The sequence below is a fragment of the Leuconostoc sp. JNUCC 76 genome, from assembly GCF_053667755.1.
Window position 1 is genome coordinate 1908691 of the sequence record NZ_CM132206.1, and the last position, 21877, is coordinate 1930567.

The window sequence follows — 21877 nt, forward strand, 5'->3', positions numbered from 1 at the left end:
TCCATTTGTTTCCATTACATTAACCTTGGAACCAGATTTTGTCCAACAAACCACTGAATAATAAGAAACTAATCATTACTACGTTGAATGTTATCACAATCGCTAACGCATTCGTAAACTTATTATGCGGTACATGATGTTTTTTCTTATATCGTAACCACATATCATTAATAACAAGACCAACACCATGAAACAAGCCATAAGCGATATAGTACCATTTCAATCCGTGCCAAAATCCCATAATCAACATATTAATGATATAAGCCACGTTTGAGGTTGTGACTCGACTTTTAAACCACTTTTTCTTCATCATCAGAAACACGAGTCTCATAAAGACAAAGTCACGGAACCAAAATGATAAAGTCATATGCCAACGATTCCAAAATTCTTTTAAGTTTCTGGACAAAAATGGTAAATTAAAGTTCATTGGCACTTCAATCCCCATCACATACCCAGTTGCTACAGCGAACATGGAATACCCTGCAAAGTCAAAAAACAAATTCAAACCGTAAATATACATATACGCTATAATCCACCATGACCATCCGCCTTGAGCATGTGCAGAAACAATCGCCATATGCTCAACATTTGGCATTAATACAGTTCCCAAAACATGAGACACGATGAATTTATACAAAAAACCAATGAAAAGATATTTGACAGCTTTGCCAAGCATTTCTAGATACTTATCACGTGTCGGTGCTTTCTCAACATCTTTCACAAAACGACGGTACCGATCAATAGGACCTGACGAAATTGTTGGCATGAACAGCATGAAGCGCAGGAAAAACCAAGGCTTAAATTCTTGAATCGAACCATCACGTATTTCCATCACCATACCAACTGAACGGAATGTCAAATACGAAATACCCATGAATCCGAGTAAGGTTGTCACTTGCAACCAATTAGTAACTGGCGCAACCTTAATTAATACTAGCGGCAAGATAGCTAAAATAGTTGTGACATAAAACACCCAAGTTTGGTTGTACTTTTTACGATACAAAGTATAGGTCCAAACAAGCAGCCATTGCCAAATCATGTAGATAATTAATGCAATACCTTCATGGTATTTCTCACCATCAAACATCAAGAAAATAAAGACAAGTGAGACCAATACTTCATACCAAGCTAGACGCTTCCCAAAGTATAAACCGATGGCTAGAGGCACTAGTGCCAACAACAAAATAATGAAGTACTGCGGATCTGCATAAGGTTGTAGATTAAGCATTGCCGTTCACCTCAGTAATCAACCCTTTTAAATCAATTTTACCATTCGGTGTCAATGGCATTGACTCACGATATATAAATCGACTCGGCATCATATAAGGCATCATAATGTCTTTCATGTCATCTTTAATTGCATTTGTTAACAACATAGGTTTAGAAAAATCATTTTCTTTAGGCACTACAACGGCCAATAACTGCTTAACTTTACCATCAGCGTCATAACGTGGCACAGCGACCACTTGTTCTATCCATTGACTTTGTTGTAGTTGTTGCGCAACTTCTTCCAATTCAATTCGGAATCCATGTAATTTTATTTGAAAATCACTACGTCCTTTATAATGCAACAAACCATTTTCATCAATTGTTGCTAAATCACCAGTTTTATACGCTTGTTCACCGTTAAATTTCGTGAAAGCGGCATTTGTTTTTTCAGGGTTGTTCAAATAACCTTTGGAAACTGAAGGGCCTGAAATAATAATTTCACCTTTTCCCCCTAAAGAAACTTCTTGGTCATCGCTATCTTGAATACTAATTGCCGTATCTTCCTTTACGTAACCAATTGGCATTTTATCGTAGTTTTCGATGATTTTCTTAGTAATGCGTATACTTGAAACAGCAACTGTGGCTTCCGTCGGCCCATACGTATTGTATATTTTTACCTTTGGAAAGCGCGCTAGTAATTTCTCGGCTGTCGTTCGTGTTAATACTTCGCCACAAAACAAAAAGGCCTTCAAATTTGGATTGTTCGCTTGATTAAATTCTGGATCCAAGAGAGCAACATCAGCAAATGATGGTGTCGACACCCATGTAGTTAGATCTAACTTTGGTAAAGTAGCAAATAATAGTTTAAAATCCTCAGCTACTGATTTGGGTAATGCTTTCAAAGTCCCGCCCGTAACAATAGTGGGGACCCAATCCATCACTGATAAATCAAAAGAATATGGTGGCTGTGATAACACATTGCTGCCTTCTTGCCAATCAAATGTGTCGCCAATCATCCAATTAGTAAAACTTAGTAAATTACGATGTGAAATTTGAACGCCCTTTGGACGCCCTGTTGTCCCAGAAGTGAAAATAATATAAAAATTATCATCGTCTTTAACAGAATGTGTCAATTCATAAGAAACATTCGTAGAAAGTATACGATCAAGATGTTCTTTATCAATTATTAGAATATCTGAAATTGATGTTGGTAACTCATCAATGGCTAATATCACTGCAGGCTTAGCAATTTCAATAATATCTGTCAATCTTTCCTCTGCTGAATTAACATCAACCGGAATATAGGCATGTCCTGATTTAGCACTACCTAAGAAACTTGCAACCATTTCAAATTGCTGCCCACCATATACCATAACTGGCGCTTTTTTCGGCAAATTTAGCTCATCTAAAGCATGAGCTAAATTATCAGATGCTTTTTTCAGCTGTTCATAAGTATGCTTTTCTCCCAATTCATCATACGCAACTTTTTTAGGCTGCGTTGTCGCGATGAGATCAACCTGTTTTAACACATTATCAATCATGTGTGCTCCCCCATTTAAAATTCATTATAAAGAAAATGTCCTTCCCCAACGCCAGAATAGCCGTATAAGTACAAAAGTGATAGAATGATTAAGAAATAAAAAACAGTGCGCCCAACAAAATTAATAACTGGATGTTGGAAAAAATGCTTTAACATTCGCAGTAACCCCCGTATAAATTGTCTCTTTAAAAGTTATTAAATTTAACTTTAAAGTATCGTCAATAATATAATGAACTATATTATAACATATATATTTCAGAATGTTAAATTTATATATCAAAGAATGGAACGATAAATTACTTATGATTAAAAAATGTTTCTCGCTTATTGTTAAACTAGACAATATCGTATTAAAGAACCATATTTTCCAAGCAATATTCTCAGCGATGCGACAAACACTTCCTGTTTTGGCAATCGACGTTTACTTGCGTCTGTTGTTCATATTATTTTTAGCACCAAATGCTTTATTTCCTGTCATTTTTAATATCAATTTAAAAATAACAGGTTTGCAGATAACCCTTTCTATTTTGGACGTCGTTATACTCATGATTTTTGCCGCTGCCTTGACAAATAACTACTTGATTTACCGTGGCATAAAAAATAACATATTACCAATATTAACCAATTTTTTGGCCACCTACCTTCTTTTCACTGTCAATACACAGAATTTTTCACATAATGTTTCACAATATTTAGTGGTCAGCGTATTAACTTTGCTCAGTAGTGAATCCTACTATCAATACCAAAAACTCTTTCGTAAAGACCTCCAACCCTATTCGGCAAGATTTTTGGTTTGGTCTGCCTTTATCATTAGACTCTATTTTTTGGTTCAACCGTATGTTCAACAAACTACGTTACAGTTACTAATCAGTAACATTTTGTCATCTAATTTCTTCATAACATTTCTTGGTCTCCTACTAGTAGGAGCTTGTGCACCAGTTCTGTATTGGTTAGGCATTGCATTGCCAAACGAGCTGACTTCTAACCAAACAACAATTAATGCTGTCGTTAAAAATTTAGATGTAATTTTGAAAAATACTCACGCGACATTGCCATATCCTGAAAATCTCTATAGTGTGTATGGTACGTTTTCATTACTTGGCGGCATTGGCAATACACTAGCAATTAGTTTTTTGCTTTTATTTATGTCATCAAAAAGAAAGCAAAATTTAGGAATGTTATCCGTATTCCCTAGCTTATTCAATAATAATCAGTTGCTTTATTTTGGATTACCACTATTCTTAAGACCTCTGCTGTTGGTTCCTATGATTTTGTCTAGCATAGCTGGCACCTTGGTTGGCTATGTAGCAATTGCCACACATTTGATAAAACCGGCTGCCTTAGTGATACCAAACAATGCTCCTAATTTATTAACTGCATTCTTAGGAAGCGGTAAATTGTCTTCCTTAATTGTGGTAGCAATAGTCTTTGGGTTGACAGTATTGATTTACAAGCCATTTATCGAACTTGATAATGCTGAGGTACAAAATGAGAAATAAACTAATCATATTATCCAGTTTCATATTATTAATAGTAATTGGTATTTTTAGTCATAGTTGGGTTGTCCACACTCGTACCACACAATCGAAGATACAAACATCACGTATGTCACCAATTATTCTAATTCCGGGTTCAAGTGCTTCAGTCAATCGATTTGACAGTCTATTAACGAAGCTCAACACTAAGAGCCAGCGACACGATATTTTAAAAGTTTTGGTCACTAAAGATGGTAAATTGGTATATAGTGGCAAAATTCGATCTAGTGATGAGCAACCATTTATTGTCGTTGGTTTTCAAAATAATGCTGATGGTTACGACAATATTAAAAAGCAGGCTAAATGGCTAAATACTGCTCTTATTGATTTGCAAAATCGTTATCATTTCCATAATTTCCAAGGAATTGGCCACTCAAACGGTGGACTCATTTGGACTAGGTATTTAGAAAACTACTACAGTTCTGATAGTTTCAATATGGCAACTCTAATGACGCTAGGTACCCCCTTCAACTTTTCTGAATCCTCATCACAACGGCGCACAGTCATGTTAAAAGACTTTATTGAAAAAAACACCAAAATACCCTCTAATTTGATTATGTATTCGATAGCTGGCACAGAAGATTATACAGATGACGGCATAGTTCCAGTTCAAAGTGTTTTAGCTGGAAAGTATATTTTCCAAAAACATGTCAAATCCTATACTCAAATTACCGTTTCTGGAAATGATGCGCAACATTCAAGTCTCCCAGAAAATACAGAAGTTGTGAAATTAATACAAGAACATATACTTAAGGACAACACTAATAATAACTTTCGAAAACCACAATAAAAGCAGCCCAGATGGGCTGCTTTTATTTTATAGCAATCTCTTGTATGATTTTTTTTAAACGATATTGCATTTGCTCAAATCGTCTTTTTTCACTATCTTCAATATCATATTTAAGTGCCCCTATGATTTGTAATAGTGCTTCTTTGAAAGCAACGGATTCAGCCATATTTATTTTTGAAAGTGATTCGCGCAATGCAAAAATATGCTCTGGATTATATGTGTCAGTTCCCACATTAATAGTAGTTAAATCATCATCCATAGCCAGCATTTTATGGTTAAATTGCGCTTTTTCAGTGTAGTGATGACGGACTAAATCAGTAGCCCTATTTGATAAAGCCGTAATAAAATAAGTTGAAAATTTAGCCCGTGGTCGATTACAATCATATTTCTGTACACACTTCATCAGGATTTCTAATCCCTCTGAATACCAATCATCCTGTTTCATTCGACCACTAATCTTTCGCGAATGCACATCAAATATAGCTGCTTTCAAATGTTTAATCAATACATTATACGCAAATTCGTGTCCCCTTTGAGCCGCGATAACTGCTCCAATTAATCTATCTGTCCCCAATTATATACTCCCGCCATATTAGTAGTTTAATCAACTACTTATAACGGATTTCGTGAATTATATCCTTGATAAATCAACAAACTAGCAGCGACACTAGCATTCAAACTCTGAACATGCCCCACCATTGGAATCGTGACCATACCATCAACTTTTTTCTTTAATAATGGCGAAATGCCTCTCCCTTCATTACCAATAATCAACGCTACCGCGCCATTTGCATCCCAACGGCGATAATCATCACCAGCCATGTCTGTTCCAAAAACCCAAACATTACGCTTCTTAAGCTCTTCCACTACATTCACTAAGTTCGTCACTCGAGCAACAGGAACATGTTCAATGGCACCGGTAGATGTCTTAGCAACGGTCGCCGTAAGTTGAACTGCCCGACGTTTTGGAATAATGATACCGTGAACTCCAGCTGCATCAGCAGTACGCAAAATAGACCCTAAGTTGTGTGGATCTTCAATGCCGTCTAAAATAACAAAAAATGGTGCTTCGCCTTTTTTGTCAGCCTGATCAAATAAATCATCAATTGACGCGTATTCAAAGGCCGCCACACTTAGAACAACACCTTGATGATTACCACCATCGGTTAGCTCATCTAGTTTTGACTTTGGTGCCTGCTGAATAACCAACTTCTTCTTCTTGGCCAATTGCGTAATTTCGTTACGAACTTTGTCTTGTAACCCTGTTTGTAGCCAAACCTTATTTATTTCTTGCGTGCTTCTTAATGATTCAACACTGGCATGATGCCCGTAAACGAATTCTGTTGATTCTGTTAGTTTCATTTGTTTGTACTCCCTGTCTCCACCTGTTCAAAAATCCATGTCATTAGTTCTAAGATGCGTTCATGTTGTTCAGACATATACAAATAACCAAATAATGCTTCAACACCTGTTGAAATTCGATACGTAATGACATCAGTATTTTTTGCTTTTGTATGTGACTTAGCATTGCGACCGCGTTTAAAATAATCTAATTCATCCTTGGTTAGAATATTGGTTACCATCATTTGCTCAAATAACGCAGCATGCGCTTTCGCGGAAACATAATGTTTACTACGTCTTTGTAGTTCATTTACTTTTGTTAAGCCTAAAGACAATAAGTGCCGTCGTACTTCTAGTTCATAGATTGCATCGCCAATATAAGCCAGCGATAATCCGTTCATTTGTCTGTAATTTAAATTATGCATAATTCAATTATACGCAATTATGTTGACTTGCGTACAAATTTCAATAAATGTTCTGCAGAACTATTTAAGTTTACCTATTTTTACTGAATATAAGAAGCTCTTTGGCATAAATGGTATCATTTTTGGCATAATAAGCACATTTATTTTAAAAATACCTTTTTTATGATTAAAAAAAACACCTATCATATATGATAAATGTTTTTAAATACTATGCTTTTAGTTGTCAAATGTTTTTGCAACATCGTCTAACTTAGGAATATCTGAAGCTTCTTCGCTTTCAGATTCAGGTTGGGCGATAACATCCCCGACAACTTTACTCTTGATCTTACGATATTCAGCCATACCAGTTCCAGCAGGAATAATCTTACCAATAATAACGTTCTCTTTCAAACCAACAAGTGGATCATTTTTGCCACGAATAGCGGCATCTGTCAAAACACGTGTTGTTTCTTGGAATGATGCGGCAGATAAGAATGAATTTGTCTCAAGTGCAGCCTTAGTAATTCCCAGCAGAACTGGACGAGCAGTCGCTGGTACTAAACCTTCAAACAAAGCTGGTTCGTTAGCGCGCTTGAAATCAGCGATATCCATTAATGTTCCTGGCAACAAGTCTGTTTGACCTGGATCCATGACACGGATTTTACGTAACATTTGACGAATCATTACTTCAATATGTTTGTCAGAAACTTCAATACCTTGCAAACGGTAAACCTTTTGAATTTCTGTTAACATATATGACTCTGTTGTCAAAGTGTCTGTAACAGCTAACAATTCTTTAGGATCAATTGGTCCTTCATTGATAGCCTCACCACGCTTAATTTCGTCACCTTCACCAAAACGCATACGTGTTGTCAAAGGTAATGTATAAGTTCTTGTATCAGTTTCACCTTCAATTGTAACTGACTTTGTACGGTCTGCAGGATTTTCTTCAATTACAGTAATTGTACCCGTAACTTCAGAAATTTCTGCACGCCCCTTAGGAATACGCGCCTCAACAATTTCTTGAACACGAGGCAAACCTTGCGTAATATCATTACCGCCGGCAACTCCGCCCGTGTGGAAGTTACGCATAGTCAATTGTGTACCTGGCTCACCGATTGATTGTGCAGCAACAGTTCCAACAGCTTCACCAACTTCAACTTCTTCACCAGATGCCAAGTTTCGACCATAATCAAGAACTGAGACACCGTGTTCTGTTGTTGATGTGAAGACCGAACGAATAGTTACTTCCTCGATGCCAGCATTGACAACCTTCTTAGCAATGTCTTCATCAATCATTTCATTACGCGAAACAATCTTTTCACCTGTTTCAGGATTGAATACAGACTTCATTGCATAACGACCTAGAATACGATCATAAAGTGGTTCAACGACAGATGTACCGTCCATAATTGCATGAACAGCCACACCACGATCTGAGTCATTATCAAACTCACGAACAATTACATCTTGCGCAACATCGACTAATCGACGAGTCAAGTAACCTGAGTTAGCTGTCTTTAAGGCAGTATCTGACATACCCTTGCGGGCTCCGTGAGTAGAAATAAACATTTCCATCACTGTCAGACCTTCACGGAAGTTAGCAGTAACTGGCAATTCAATAATTTTACCACCAGGTCCAGCCATCAATCCGCGCATACCAGCTAATTGAACGAAGTTTGAAATATTACCACGAGCTCCTGAATCCTGCATCATGAAAATAGGGTTCGTTGGTTCGAATGATTCAATCAACTTATCTTGAATAATATCTTTTGCCTTCGTCCAGATTTCGGTTACACGTTGGTAACGTTCTGCATCTGTTATCAATCCACGACGGAATTGTTTTGTTACTGTAGCAACTTGACTATGAGCATCCTCAAGAATAGCAGGCTTTTCTTTCAAATCAGTAACGTCTGTCATGGCAACTGTCAACCCAGATTCAGTAGACTTTTCGTAACCTAAGTCCTTCATACGGTCCAATAACAATGAAGTTTCTGTTACCTTATAACGCTTGTAAACTTCAGCGATGATATCTGACAAGAATCCCTTCTTGAAAGCATTAACAACTGGTGTATCTACCAAGTAATCATGTATATTTTCACCAGCATCAATAAAGAAACTATCATCAACTCGCTTAAAGTTATCTTCTGATGGTTCGTTGATATATGGGAAATCTGAAGGCAAAATTTCATTAAAGAATAACTTACCCACTGAAGTAATCATAATTTTTGAACGTTGCTGATCAGTAAATGGCTTTTCAGTTGGGAATGAAGAAGTTTGAATACCTACACGTGTATGATAATGAACAACCTTGCTTGCAAAAGCAATTCGTGCTTCATCAACACTAGAGAAAATCATTCCTTCGCCTTCACGACCAGCTTCTTCAGTAGTCAAATAGTAGTTTCCAATAACCATATCCTGTGATGGTGCAACAATAGGCTTTCCATCTTTAGGTGCCAAGATATGCCCAGCAGCAAGCATTAACAAACGTGCTTCAGCTTGTGCTTCATCAGATAATGGTACGTGGATGGCCATCTGGTCACCATCGAAATCGGCGTTATAGGCTTCAGTAACCAATGGGTGCAAACGCATTGCTTTACCTGAAACTAACACTGGCTCAAACGCTTGAATCCCCAGACGGTGCAAGGTAGGTGCTCGGTTCAAAAGAACAGGGTGTTCCTTGATAACATCTTCCAAGACATCCATCACGTCGCCATCAGCTTTATCAATCTTGCGCTTAGCAGACTTAACGTTACCAGCCAACTTGCGCGTTGTTAGTTCTTTCATGATAAATGGGCGGAATAGCTCAATAGCCATTGGTACAGGCAATCCCATTTGGTTCATTTTCAAGAAAGGACCAACATCGATAACCGAACGACCAGAATAATCAACACGCTTACCAAGTAAGTTCTGACGGAAACGCCCTTGCTTACCCTTCAACATGTGTGACAGTGATTTCAATGGGCGATTACCTGGACCGGCAACTGGACGACCACGACGACCATTATCAATCAATGCATCAACCGCTTCTTGTAACATACGCTTTTCGTTCTGCACAATAATGCCTGGCGCATTCAAATCAAGCAATCGCTTCAAACGATTATTACGGTTAATAACACGGCGATATAAATCATTCAAATCAGATGTGGCAAAACGGCCACCTTCTAATTGAACCATAGGACGCAAATCAGGTGGAATAACTGGAATAACTTCCATTACCATCCATTCAGGTTTGTTATCTGACTGGAGAAAGGCTTCAATAATGTCCAAACGACGTACCGCACGTACTCGTTTTTGTCCTGTTGCTTCTTGCAATTCACGCTTTAATTCATCAGCTTCCGTAGCTAAATCTACGTTTGCAAGTAATTCTTTAATTGCTTCTGCGCCCATGCCAGCCTTAAAGCCAGCACCATATTCTTTTTTCAGTTGACGGTACTCACGTTCCGTCATCATTTGCTTCTTTTCAACAGGTGCATCACCTGGTTCAATAACAACATAAGAAGCAAAATAGATAATTTCTTCAAGTGAACGTGGGGACATGTCCAAAACAAGTCCCATACGTGAAGGAATTCCCTTGAAATACCAAATATGTGTAACAGGAGCAGCTAATTCGATGTGACCCATACGTTCACGACGAACTTTTGATGATGTTACTTCAACACCACAGCGGTCACAAACAATACCCTTATATCGGATTCGCTTGTATTTACCACAGGCGCATTCATAGTCTTTTGTAGGTCCGAAAATACGTTCATCGAACAAACCATCTTTTTCTGGCTTAAGTGTTCGATAGTTAATCGTTTCTGGCTTCTTTACTTCACCATAAGACCATGAACGAATCTTATCAGGGGAAGCCAAAGCGATTTGCATACTTTCGAATTTATTAACATCGATTGCCATCTATTTGCTGTTACCTTTCTAAATTATTTTTCCTCAAATGTTTGACTTTGTTCTTCAACCTTAGAGAAGGCTGCAGCAACTTCTTCATCATCTTTGTTTAACAAATCAGGATTTGTACGGGCTAGTTTTTCAAGTGCATCAACCGGCAAAATCGAATCATCTTCGTCCATTTGACGTAACTCAACTTCATCACCTGCACCATCTAGTACTTGCATGTCCAAACCAAGTGCTTGCAATTCTTTGACTAAAACACGGAAAGACTCTGGTACGCCAGGACGTGGAATTGGTTCACCCTTGATAATTGATTCATACACTTTGACACGACCTGCAACATCATCTGACTTATACGTCAAGATTTCTTGCAAGGTATAAGCAGCACCATAAGCTTCCAAAGCCCAAACTTCCATTTCACCGAAACGCTGTCCACCAAACTGAGCTTTACCACCCAAAGGCTGTTGCGTAACAAGTGAGTAAGGACCGATTGAACGTGCGTGAATCTTATCATCGACCATGTGCGCTAGTTTCATATAATGCATGACACCAACACCTACACGCTTATCGAAAGCTTCACCTGTACGGCCATCATATACAACTGACTTTCCATCTTGAGGTAATCCAGCTTCACGCAAAGCCATTTCAATTTCATCATCACTTGCACCATCAAAAACAGGTGAAGCAACATGAATACCAAGTTTTTTGGCAGCAAATCCTAAATGCAATTCAAGTACTTGCCCAATATTCATACGTGACGGCACACCCATAGGTGACAATAGAATGTCAATAGGTGTTCCATCAGGCATATATGGCATATCTTCTTCTGGCACAACAACAGAAACAGTTCCCTTGTTTCCATGACGACCAGCCATCTTATCACCAACTTGAATTTTACGCTTTTGTGCAATGTAAACACGAACCATCATGTTGACACCTGGAGCTAATTCATCACCATTTTCAGGTGTATAAATACGAACGTTTTGAACGACACCGCCGCCACCATGAGGAACACGTAATGATGTATCACGTACTTCACGCGCTTTTTCGCCAAAAATAGCATGCAACAGACGTTCTTCAGCAGAAAGTTCAGTAACACCCTTAGGTGTTACCTTACCAACTAAGATGTCACCATCATGAACTTCAGCACCGACACGAATAATACCGTCCGCATCCAGATCCTTCAACTGATCTTCACCAGTATTAGGAATTTCACGGGTCATTTCTTCCGGTCCAAGTTTTGTGTCTCGCGCTTCTGAATCGTATTCTTCGATGTGAATTGAAGTATAAACATCTTCACGAACCAACCGTTCATTTAGGACAATGGCATCTTCGAAGTTATATCCTTGCCAAGTCATGAAAGCAATTAATGGATTTTGTCCCAAGGCCAATTCACCTTGTTCCATTGAAGGACCATCTGCCAAAACCTCGTCGGCTTCAATATGCTCACCGACATGTACAATTGGCTTTTGGTTATAGTTTTTACCACCGTTTGAACGACGGAATTTCATCAATTCATAAGTATCTAGTTGACCATCTTCACGGCGAACACGGATTTGACGACCGTCCACATACTCAACTTCACCAGATGCGCGTGCAATCATCGCAACACCAGAATCGTGAGCTGCTTTATATTCAATTCCTGTTCCCACTAATGGTGAATGTGGATCAAGCAAAGGCACTGCCTGACGTTGCATGTTGGCACCCATCAAAGCACGGTTGGAATCATCGTTTTCCAAAAACGGAATAGCAGCTGTTCCAACAGAAACAACTTGCTTTGGCGAAACGTCCATGTAGTCAATACGATCAATTGGTGTTTCAATGTTTTCTTCACCAAAACGAGCCATAACTGTACTGTGCACAAAGCTACCATCTTCATTCAATGGTGAGTTGGCTTGGGCAACAATATAGTTATCTTCTTCATCGGCTGTCAAATAATCAATCTTATCTGTAACCTTATGAGTTGTCCAATCAACACGGCGGTATGGTGTTTCGACAAAACCATACTTGTTAATGCGGCCATAAGTAGCCAACGAGTTAATCAAACCAATGTTAGGACCTTCTGGTGTTTCAATCGGATCAATACGACCATAGTGTGTATAGTGAACGTCTCGAACTTCAACGCCGGCACGGTCACGAGTCAAACCACCCGGTCCAAGAGCTGACAAACGGCGCTTATGGTTCATTTCACCCAATGGGTTGGTTTGATCCATAAACTGCGACAATTGTGAAGAACCAAAGAATTCTTTGACAGCAGCTACAACAGGACGTATATTGATTAACTGTTGTGGCGTAACCGTGTTGGCATCTTGAATTGACATGCGTTCACGAACAACACGTTCCATACGTGTTAAGCCGATACGGAATTGGTTTTGCAATAATTCACCAACAGAACGAATACGACGGTTACCCAAGTGGTCAATATCATCAACATGGCCAACACCTTCTTGCAAGTTCAAGAAGTAGTTCATACCTGCCAAGATATCAGCTGGACGTACTGTACGATCATCTTCATCAATGTGCCCATTCCCAATCAACAATAATGTCTTTTCTGGGTTTTCGGGAGATTCGATTTTGATTTTTTGAAGGGTTACAGGTTCTTCAAGAACAGCATCACCTGATGGAGTATATGTTGTTGTCTTAAAGTCTTCACGATCCAAATATGGTGTTAATTTAGAGATAACTTCCTTATCAACTAACGTACCTTTTTCAGCAAGAATTTCACCAGAATCAGGGTCAGCCAATGTTTCCGCTAAGGTTTGGTTTAACAAACGTGTCTTAAGTGCCAGTTTTTTATTAATCTTATAACGGCCCACAGAAGCTAAATCATAACGCTTTGGATCAAAGAAACGAGCAACTAATAGCGCACGTGATGAATCAGCTGTCTTTGGTTCACCCGGACGCAAACGTTCGTATACGTCCTTCAATGCTTCTTCAACACGAGAATCTGACATATCCTTGTGGACATCTTTTTCAAGGGTCATGTTCAATGCATCATATTGATCTGAAAAAATATCAATAATGTCTGAATCAGAACCAAATCCAAGTGCACGCACTAATTCAGTCATTAGCAACTTACGTGTGCGATCAATACGTACGTTAGCGATGCCCTTGGCATCTGTTTCATACTCTAACCATGCACCACGGTTAGGTATAACAGTCGTTCCAAAATGCGGACGTCCATTTTTATCAGTTGTCTGGTTATAATAAATACCGGGTGACCGAACAAGCTGTGAAACAATAACACGCTCCGCTCCATTAATAATGAACGTTCCTTGTTCTGTCATTAATGGGAAATCACCGAAGAATACGTCTTGCGACTTAATTTCACCAGTTTCGTGGTTCGTTAAACGCAATGTAACGTGTAATGGTGCAGAATAGTTTGCATCATGCTCACGTGCTTCGTCAATATTATATTTGGGTTCCATCAATTGATAATCAACGTATTCCAAAGATAACGTACCTTGGAAATCATCAATTGGCATGATGTCGCCAAACATTTCCTTGATACCATCTTTCAAAAACCATTGATATGATGCCGTTTGAATTTCAATCAAATTCGGCACATCAAGTACTTCTTTGATGCTAGCATATGAACGACGAGTACGGTGCTTACCGTATTTTACTAAATGTCCTACCACATTTATCACCTCATTTGTTTTTTACTGTGTTTTGATATTACAATTTAATTACAAAACAAGATATTCCACTAATTTTGCTTGCCAATAGGCACAAAAAAAGCAATCGCCGCTGTTTCCGCAGTGAACGTTTGCCTCAATATAAAGGGATTGCGGACAATATTTCGCAAATTTCCAAATTTATTCACAGTACTACAATAGTCAATTATACAGAAAATAAAAAAAAAAGCAACCACACGGTTACTTTGTGTATGCCGCCGGTGGGAGTCGAACCCACACGGTGTTGCCACCACTGGATTTTGAGTCCAGCGCGTCTGCCAATTCCGCCACAGCGGCATAATATAAAGCCCTAAAGCTTATAGGGCGGTAGAAGGGGATCGAACCCTCGCATGCTGGATCCACAAACCAGTGTGTTAACCACTTCACCACTACCGCCATGGCAGGGATAGAGGGAATCGAACCCCCATCAACGGTTTTGGAGACCGCTATTCTACCGTTTAACTATATCCCTATAACCTTAAGCTCAGTCATCAGACTGAAATAACATGGTGAGGAATTGCGCCCCACATTACACTGGCTTGTACATGTTTGTCAGTAGTACTTTATAGCGGTCACAGCGGGGCTCGAACCCGCGATCTCCTGCGTGACAGGCAGGCGTCCTAACCAGCTAGACCATGCGACCAATGGACGCTACAGGGATCGAACCTGTGACCCCCTGCTTGTAAGGCAGGTGCTCTCCCAGCTGAGCTAAGCGTCCATGATGGAGAGGAAGGGATTCGAACCCTCGAAGCAAGTTCCCCTGCTTACACGGTTTCCAACCGTGCTCCTTCGGCCAGACTCGGACACCTCTCCGATTATCTTCCTACTGCTCTCTACTTCTTTTCATATGTACGGCACCGCATCGTCCTATCCTCGCAGGAAGCGATCCTCCAACTACTTTCGGCGCTATAGAGCTTAACTTCTGTGTTCGGTATGGGAACAGGTGTGTCCTCTATGCTATCGACACGACACCTTGAGTGTTAGCCACTCAAAACTAAATAGTAACAAATTCTTCTTCTATCCTAAACCACTCATAATTGCTTATCGAATATTTCTATTCTTTAGACTTTGGTTAAGTCCTCGACCTATTAGTACTAGTCCGCTTCATTGATCACTCAACTTCCACTTCTAGCCTATCTACCTCATCATCTCTAAGGGGTCTTACTCTATTAAATAGATGGGAAATCTCATCTCGAGGCGAGTTTCACACTTAGATGCTTTCAGCGTTTATCTCATCCATACATAGCTACCCAGCAATGCTCCTGGCGGAACAACTGGTACACCAGCGGTATGTCCATCCCGGTCCTCTCGTACTAAGGACAGCTCCTCTCAAATTTCCTGCGCCCGCGACGGATAGGGACCGAACTGTCTCACGACGTTCTGAACCCAGCTCGCGTACCGCTTTAATGGGCGAACAGCCCAACCCTTGGGACCGACTACAGCCCCAGGATGCGATGAGCCGACATCGAGGTGCCAAACCTCCCCGTCGATGTGGACTCTTGGGGGAGATGAGCCTGTTATCCCCAGGGTAGCTTTTATCCGTTGAGCGATGGCCCTTCCATGCGGAACCACCGGATCACTAAGTCCTACTTTCGTACCTGCTCGAGTTGTAGCTCTCGCAGTCAAGCTTGCTTATGCCTTTACACGCTACGAATGATTTCCAACCATTCTGAGCAAACCTTTGAGCGCCTCCGTTACCTTTTAGGAGGCGACCGCCCCAGTCAAACTGCCCGCCAGACACTGTCCACGATCACGTTGAGTGACCAGTGTTAGAATGTTCATACAACGAGGGTAGTATCCCACCGTGCGACTCCGACTAGACTAGCGTCCAATCTTCAACGTCTCCTACCTATTCTGTACAAGCAGCACAAACATTCAATATCAAGCTACAGTAAAGCTCCATGGGGTCTTTCCGTCCTGTCGCGGGTAACCCGCATCTTCACGGGTATTTAAATTTCACCGAGTCCCTCGTTGAGACAGTGCCCAGATCGTTACGCCTTTCGTGCGGGTCGGAACTTACCCGACAAGGAATTTCGCTACCTTAGGACCGTTATAGTTACGGCCGCCGTTTACTGGGGCTTCAATTCGTACCTTCGCCGAAGCTAAGCACTCCTTTTAACCTTCCAGCACCGGGCAGGCGTCAGCCCCTATACTTCATCTTACGATTTTGCAGAAACCTGTGTTTTTGATAAACAGTCGCCTGGGCCTATTCACTGCGGCTCATGTTTTACCATGAGCACCCCTTCTCCCGAAGTTACGGGGTCATTTTGCCGAGTTCCTTAACGAGGGTTCTCTCGCTCACCTTAGTGTTCTCCACTCGACTACCTGTGTCGGTTTGCGGTACGGGCAGTGTAATACTTCCTAGAAGCTTTTCTCGGCAGTGTGACGTCTCAGACTTCTCTACTTTATTTCGATCCGCATCACAGCTTGTCCTTATAGAAAAAAGCATTTCACTCTTTTCAAGACTTACTGCTTGCACGCACATATCCATCAGTGCGCATCTGGTAGCCTCCTGCGTCCCTCCATCGGTAATAACGCATTACAACTGGTACAGGAATCTCAACCTGTTATCCATCGACTACGCTTCTCAGCCTCGCCTTAGGTCCCGACTAACCCTGGGTGGACGAGCCTTCCCCAGGAAACCTTAGTCATTCGGTGGACAGGATTCTCACCTGTCTTTCGCTACTCATACCGGCATTCTCACTTGTAAGCGCTCCAGCAGTCCTTACGGTCTACCTTCATTGCCCTTACAACGCTCTCCTATCGCGCACTTACGTGCACCCGCAGTTTCGGTAATATGTTTAGCCCCGGTACATTTTCCGCGCAATGGCACTCGACTAGTGAGCTATTACGCACTCTTTAAATGGTGGCTGCTTCTAAGCCAACATCCTAGTTGTCTATGCACTATCACATCGTTTTCCACTTAACATATATTTAGGGACCTTAACTGGCGATCTGGGCTGTTCCCCTTTCGACGGTGGATCTTATCACTCATCGTCTGACTCCCATTCATACATATCTGGCATTCGGAGTTTATCAAACTTTGGTAACCCGAGATGGGCCCCTAGGCTTAACAGTGCTCTACCTCCAGTATGCTTATAATGAGGCTAGCCCTAAAGCTATTTCGGAGAGAACCAGCTATCTCCAAGTTCGTTTGGAATTTCACCGCTACCCACAGTTCATCCGAGCATTTTTTAACATGCACCGGTTCGGACCTCCAGTAAGTTTTACCTCACCTTCATCCTGACCATGGGTAGGTCACCTGGTTTCGGGTCTACAGCATCGTACTATTCGCGCTATTCACACTCGCTTTCGCTGCGGCTCCGGTCTTTCCACCTTAACCTCGCACGATACCGTAACTCGCCGGTTCATTCTACAAAAGGCACGCCATCACCCATTAACGGGCTCTGACTTCTTGTAGGCGTCGTGGTTTCAGGAACTATTTCACTCCCCTTCCGGGGTGCTTTTCACCTTTCCCTCACGGTACTGGTTCACTATCGGTCACTAGGGAGTATTTAGCCTTACGGGATGGTCCCCGCAGATTCCGACCGGATTTCACGTGTCCGGCCGTACTCAGGATCCTGAAAAGAGTGTGCTTCATTTCGCTTACGGGGCTATCACCCTCTATAGCCAAGTTTCCCAACTTGTTCTGCTATAAAACACTTTTGTAACTCTTATATATCAGTCCTACAACCCCAACATGCAAGCACGTTGGTTTGGGCTCTTCCCCGTTCGCTCGCCGCTACTTAGGGAATCGATTTTTCTTTCTGCTCCTGCTGCTAATGAGATGTTTCAGTTCACAGCGTATTCCGTCAAATATCCTATGTATTCAGATACAGACAACTCTTACGAGTTGGGTTTCCCCATTCGGAAATCTTTGGGTCATAGCGTACTTACCGCTCACCAAAGCTTATCGTAGTTAGTCACGTCCTTCATCGGCTCCTAGTGCCAAGGCATTCACCACGCGCCCTTATTAACTTAACCTATACAACCGTAGTTGTGGTTTAAGTTTATGAGTTGGTCATTTTTCAGACCTGCGATTAAACCGTTCTTTTTAAAGAACTTTTTGTGTTGTTTCTCGGTTCATTTTAGTACAATCTTTCGATTGCTTTTAAAAGAATTTGTTACTATTCAGTTTTCAATGTACAACATGCTAGCCTTTCGACTAGCTATGGAGAATAGCGGGATCGAACCGCTGACCCCCTGCTTGCAAAGCAGGTGCTCTCCCAGCTGAGCTAATTCCCCATAGGATCACTTTGAGACCATGATACCTATTAAAGTATCACACTCAAAACTAAACAAAACTTTGAAACAAACAAATTGACACTTAAGTCCCTGTCGCTTTCCGATTATCCTTAGAAAGGAGGTGATCCAGCCGCAGGTTCTCCTACGGCTACCTTGTTACGACTTCACCCCAGTCATCTGTCCTGCCTTAGACGGCTCCTTCCTAAAAGGTTAGGCCACCGGCTTTGGGCATTACAAACTCCCATGGTGTGACGGGCGGTGTGTACAAGACCCGGGAACGTATTCACCGCGGCGTGCTGATCCGCGATTACTAGCGATTCCGACTTCATGTAGTCGAGTTGCAGACTACAATCCGAACTGAGACGTACTTTAAGAGATTAGCTCACCCTCGCGGGCTGGCAACTCGTTGTATACGCCATTGTAGCACGTGTGTAGCCCAGGTCATAAGGGGCATGATGATCTGACGTCGTCCCCGCCTTCCTCCGGTTTGTCACCGGCAGTCTCGCTAGAGTGCCCATCTGAATGCTGGCAACTAACAATAAGGGTTGCGCTCGTTGCGGGACTTAACCCAACATCTCACGACACGAGCTGACGACGACCATGCACCACCTGTCACTTTGTCTCCGAAGAGAACACTTCTATCTCTAAAAGCTTCAAAGGATGTCAAGACCTGGTAAGGTTCTTCGCGTTGCTTCGAATTAAACCACATGCTCCACCGCTTGTGCGGGTCCCCGTCAATTCCTTTGAGTTTCAACCTTGCGGTCGTACTCCCCAGGCGGAACACTTAATGCGTTAGCTTCGGCACTAAGAGGCGGAAACCTCCTAACACCTAGTGTTCATCGTTTACGGTGTGGACTACCAGGGTATCTAATCCTGTTTGCTACCCACACTTTCGAGCCTCAACGTCAGTTGCAGTCCAGTAAGCCGCCTTCGCCACTGGTGTTCTTCCATATATCTACGCATTCCACCGCTACACATGGAGTTCCACTTACCTCTACTGCACTCAAGTTAACCAGTTTCCAATGCCATTCCGGAGTTGAGCTCCGGGCTTTCACATCAGACTTAATAAACCGTCTGCGCTCGCTTTACGCCCAATAAATCCGGATAACGCTCGGGACATACGTATTACCGCGGCTGCTGGCACGTATTTAGCCGTCCCTTTCTGGTATGGTACCGTCAAACTAAAATCATTTCCTATTCTAGCTGTTCTTCCCATACAACAGTGCTTTACGACCCGAAAGCCTTCATCACACACGCGGCGTTGCTCCATCAGGCTTTCGCCCATTGTGGAAGATTCCCTACTGCAGCCTCCCGTAGGAGTTTGGGCCGTGTCTCAGTCCCAATGTGGCCGATCAGTCTCTCAACTCGGCTATGCATCATTGTCTTGGTAGGCCTTTACCCCACCAACTAACTAATGCACCGCGGATCCATCTCTAGGTGACGCCGAAGCGCCTTTTAACTTTATGTCATGCGACACTAAGTTTTATTCGGTATTAGCATCTGTTTCCAAATGTTATCCCCAGCCTTGAGGCAGGTTGTCCACGTGTTACTCACCCGTTCGCCACTCACTTGAAAGGTGCAAGCACCTTTCGCTGTGCGTTCGACTTGCATGTATTAGGCACGCCGCCAGCGTTCATCCTGAGCCAGGATCAAACTCTCAATTTGAAAATTTGAAGATTGCTCTTCGATTAAACTGACTATCTTTCGCTATATCTCTATAACGTAATCCGTTTATTGTTTGTTACGAATTGACTTCGCAAATTTGTTTTTGTTACTTTACGTAACAGCCACAGATTCGTTTGTTCAAAGTTTTGTTCAGTTTTCAATGTGCTACTCGTTGTCGCTGAGACAACTATATTATCTTACCACGCTCGTTTAGCTTTGTCAACTACTTCTTTTAAGAAGTTTTTCTCGACTTCACTACCTTCACGCTCTCGCTCCCCTTGCTTCGCAACGCTTTGCGTCGTTTCGCTCCGTTGGAACATATACTAATATACCAACTTTATCCTCCCTCGTCAACTACTTCTTTTACTTCTTTTTTACTTTCCTTTACCCGTTCGCTTTTTATCCCTTTTTACCCCCTTTCTCCCATTCCTTATTCGCTTTATCCCCCCCTTCTTTATCCCTTTCCTCTTTTTTGTTCCCTCTCCCTTTACCTTTACTTAAGTAATTACTGCAATGTTAGCTTAAGATCCTCTGCGCTAATCATTTTCAACTTAGTCATGAATAACCATTTTAAAACTGTGGCGATAATAATAGGAAGTATGACAAATACCAGTAGAATACTGAATATAGATACAACGCTTTTGTCTGATTCCGACCAAGCTGTCAACGGACCGACTAATCCAGAGAATCCAAACCCCGCGGAAAATGGCGTTCCTTTGATATTCAACATAGTTGCTACCGCACCCATTATTGCCGCACCAATACTTGTTGGTATAAATAGTTTGGGTTTTACTAACATATTTGCCATTTGAATTTTTGGTGAGCCAACAAAATGTGCCAATGTGCCACCAATGGGATTCACACTAGCGCCCATTAACGCTAATGTAAAACTTGCCACTGTAATCCCTGCATTAGCAGCACCTGATCCAACCCCTGCTAAGCTAATAGCCATAGCAATACCTACCGAAGATAACGGGGAAACAATGAGAAAAGCAAAAATCACTCCTAAGACCGCGCCCATTACTAGTGGTGTTAGTTCAGTAGCATAAGCTACGCCATCCCCTATCAAAGTTTGCAAGATACTGATTGGCTGCAAGGTCATCAGCCCGATGCCGCCAGCAATAACCGCTACAAATAATGGCTGTAATAATATTTTAAAATGTCCAAAAGATTTCTCAGTGAGTTTTACCAATATAGATGCCAAAAACGCTACAAACAAAATATTGAGCATCACACCGCTACCAGAAATGATTGTGCCATTGGCTGTGTTTTTCACAACACCAGCAGAAACAAACATCGCAAGCGCGATGGCGCCTGAATCAATTACTGTCAATTTTAAAATTTGACCCACAGCAAATCCCGCTACTATTGGCAATGTACTTTGAATCAGTGTTGTCATAAACGCAATCTGGGTAGCAATTTCGTTACCAGAAAACAATAACAGTAATTGACTGACCAATGCACTAGGAATCAAAGTTAAAACTATACCCAAGCTCGTACCGTTCAATATATCAATAATGAATTTTTTTATTGTTGCCGCGGAACTATGTTTAACTGATTTCATATTTTTTCCCTATGTA

At 41.4% G+C, this 21877-nt stretch carries 12 protein-coding genes, 7 tRNA genes and 3 rRNA genes; 2 read left to right on the plus strand and 20 right to left on the minus strand.

Annotation, left to right across the window (positions count from 1 at the left end; translation table 11 throughout):
- Window positions 1-19 precede the first annotated feature (19 nt).
- From dltB to JNUCC76_RS09645, 3 genes are read right to left on the minus strand one after another with little or no spacing between them, the layout of a single operon-like run.
- Window positions 20-1228, minus strand: coding sequence for a D-alanyl-lipoteichoic acid biosynthesis protein DltB (dltB, locus tag JNUCC76_RS09635; RefSeq protein WP_454154399.1), 1209 nt, complete (start codon window positions 1226-1228; stop codon window positions 20-22).
- Window positions 1221-2750 carry a D-alanine--poly(phosphoribitol) ligase subunit DltA gene (gene dltA / locus JNUCC76_RS09640; protein ID WP_454154401.1) on the minus strand — a complete coding sequence of 510 codons (1530 nt, stop codon included), beginning with the start codon at window positions 2748-2750 and terminating at the stop codon, window positions 1221-1223. Before dltA ends, dltB begins: the two co-directional genes overlap by 8 nt.
- Before the next feature lie 14 nt (window positions 2751-2764).
- The gene (locus tag JNUCC76_RS09645) at window positions 2765-2905 is read right to left on the minus strand and encodes a teichoic acid D-Ala incorporation-associated protein DltX (RefSeq protein ID WP_002815850.1); all 141 of its coding nucleotides are present in this window, start codon (window positions 2903-2905) and stop codon (window positions 2765-2767) included.
- 146 nt (window positions 2906-3051) lie between these two features.
- Here JNUCC76_RS09645 and JNUCC76_RS09650 point away from each other — a divergent pair, with 146 nt between their 5' ends.
- Together JNUCC76_RS09650 and JNUCC76_RS09655 are read left to right on the plus strand one after the other, a co-directional pair.
- Window positions 3052-4248 carry a PTS sugar transporter subunit IIC gene (locus tag JNUCC76_RS09650; RefSeq protein WP_454154403.1) on the plus strand — a complete coding sequence of 399 codons (1197 nt, stop codon included), beginning with the start codon at window positions 3052-3054 and terminating at the stop codon, window positions 4246-4248.
- Window positions 4238-5074 carry an alpha/beta hydrolase gene (locus tag JNUCC76_RS09655; protein ID WP_454154405.1) on the plus strand — a complete coding sequence of 279 codons (837 nt, stop codon included), beginning with the start codon at window positions 4238-4240 and terminating at the stop codon, window positions 5072-5074. The genes JNUCC76_RS09650 and JNUCC76_RS09655 overlap by 11 nt, the downstream gene beginning before the upstream one ends.
- A 22-nt stretch (window positions 5075-5096) precedes the next feature.
- On the opposite strand, the gene JNUCC76_RS09660 is transcribed toward JNUCC76_RS09655, so the two are convergent.
- The 17 genes from JNUCC76_RS09660 to JNUCC76_RS09740 form a co-directional block, all read right to left on the minus strand.
- Window positions 5097-5648 (minus strand): sigma-70 RNA polymerase sigma factor region 4 domain-containing protein, encoded by a 552-nt coding sequence (locus JNUCC76_RS09660; RefSeq protein WP_454154407.1) that lies wholly within the window; start codon window positions 5646-5648, stop codon window positions 5097-5099.
- 38 nt (window positions 5649-5686) lie between these two features.
- On the minus strand, window positions 5687-6436 hold the full coding sequence (gene rlmB, locus JNUCC76_RS09665) for a 23S rRNA (guanosine(2251)-2'-O)-methyltransferase RlmB (RefSeq protein WP_454154409.1): 750 nt from the start codon (window positions 6434-6436) through the stop codon (window positions 5687-5689).
- On the minus strand, window positions 6433-6840 hold the full coding sequence (locus JNUCC76_RS09670) for a Mini-ribonuclease 3 (protein ID WP_454154411.1): 408 nt from the start codon (window positions 6838-6840) through the stop codon (window positions 6433-6435). The genes rlmB and JNUCC76_RS09670 overlap by 4 nt, the downstream gene beginning before the upstream one ends.
- A 216-nt stretch (window positions 6841-7056) precedes the next feature.
- Entirely contained in the window at window positions 7057-10719 is a 3663-nt protein-coding gene (gene rpoC, locus JNUCC76_RS09675; RefSeq protein ID WP_454154413.1) for a DNA-directed RNA polymerase subunit beta', read from the minus strand.
- Between the two features lie 23 nt (window positions 10720-10742).
- Window positions 10743-14351, minus strand: a complete 3609-nt coding sequence (gene rpoB, locus JNUCC76_RS09680) for a DNA-directed RNA polymerase subunit beta (RefSeq protein WP_454154415.1) — start codon at window positions 14349-14351, stop codon at window positions 10743-10745.
- 249 nt (window positions 14352-14600) lie between these two features.
- Window positions 14601-14684 (minus strand) — tRNA-Leu (locus JNUCC76_RS09685).
- Between the two features lie 26 nt (window positions 14685-14710).
- Window positions 14711-14783 (minus strand) — tRNA-His (locus JNUCC76_RS09690).
- A 2-nt stretch (window positions 14784-14785) separates the two neighbouring features.
- Window positions 14786-14859, minus strand: a tRNA-Trp gene (locus tag JNUCC76_RS09695).
- Window positions 14860-14956: 97 nt separating this feature from the next.
- Window positions 14957-15030, minus strand: a tRNA-Asp gene (locus JNUCC76_RS09700).
- A 2-nt stretch (window positions 15031-15032) separates the two neighbouring features.
- Window positions 15033-15105 (minus strand) — tRNA-Val (locus JNUCC76_RS09705).
- Between the two features lie 4 nt (window positions 15106-15109).
- Window positions 15110-15200 (minus strand) — tRNA-Ser (locus JNUCC76_RS09710).
- Between the two features lie 41 nt (window positions 15201-15241).
- Window positions 15242-15358 (minus strand): 5S ribosomal RNA (gene rrf, locus JNUCC76_RS09715).
- A gap of 97 nt (window positions 15359-15455) precedes the next feature.
- Window positions 15456-18371, minus strand: a 23S ribosomal RNA gene (locus JNUCC76_RS09720).
- A 188-nt stretch (window positions 18372-18559) separates the two neighbouring features.
- A tRNA-Ala gene (locus tag JNUCC76_RS09725) sits at window positions 18560-18632 on the minus strand.
- A 114-nt stretch (window positions 18633-18746) separates the two neighbouring features.
- Window positions 18747-20297: ribosomal RNA gene (locus JNUCC76_RS09730) — 16S ribosomal RNA — on the minus strand.
- Together the 16S, 23S and 5S rRNA genes with 7 tRNA genes alongside form the textbook arrangement of a ribosomal RNA operon.
- A gap of 197 nt (window positions 20298-20494) precedes the next feature.
- The gene (locus JNUCC76_RS09735; RefSeq protein WP_454154417.1) at window positions 20495-20617 is read right to left on the minus strand and encodes a hypothetical protein; all 123 of its coding nucleotides are present in this window, start codon (window positions 20615-20617) and stop codon (window positions 20495-20497) included.
- A 185-nt stretch (window positions 20618-20802) separates the two neighbouring features.
- Window positions 20803-21861, minus strand: coding sequence for a PTS sugar transporter subunit IIC (locus JNUCC76_RS09740; protein WP_454154419.1), 1059 nt, complete (start codon window positions 21859-21861; stop codon window positions 20803-20805).
- Window positions 21862-21877 lie beyond the last annotated feature (16 nt).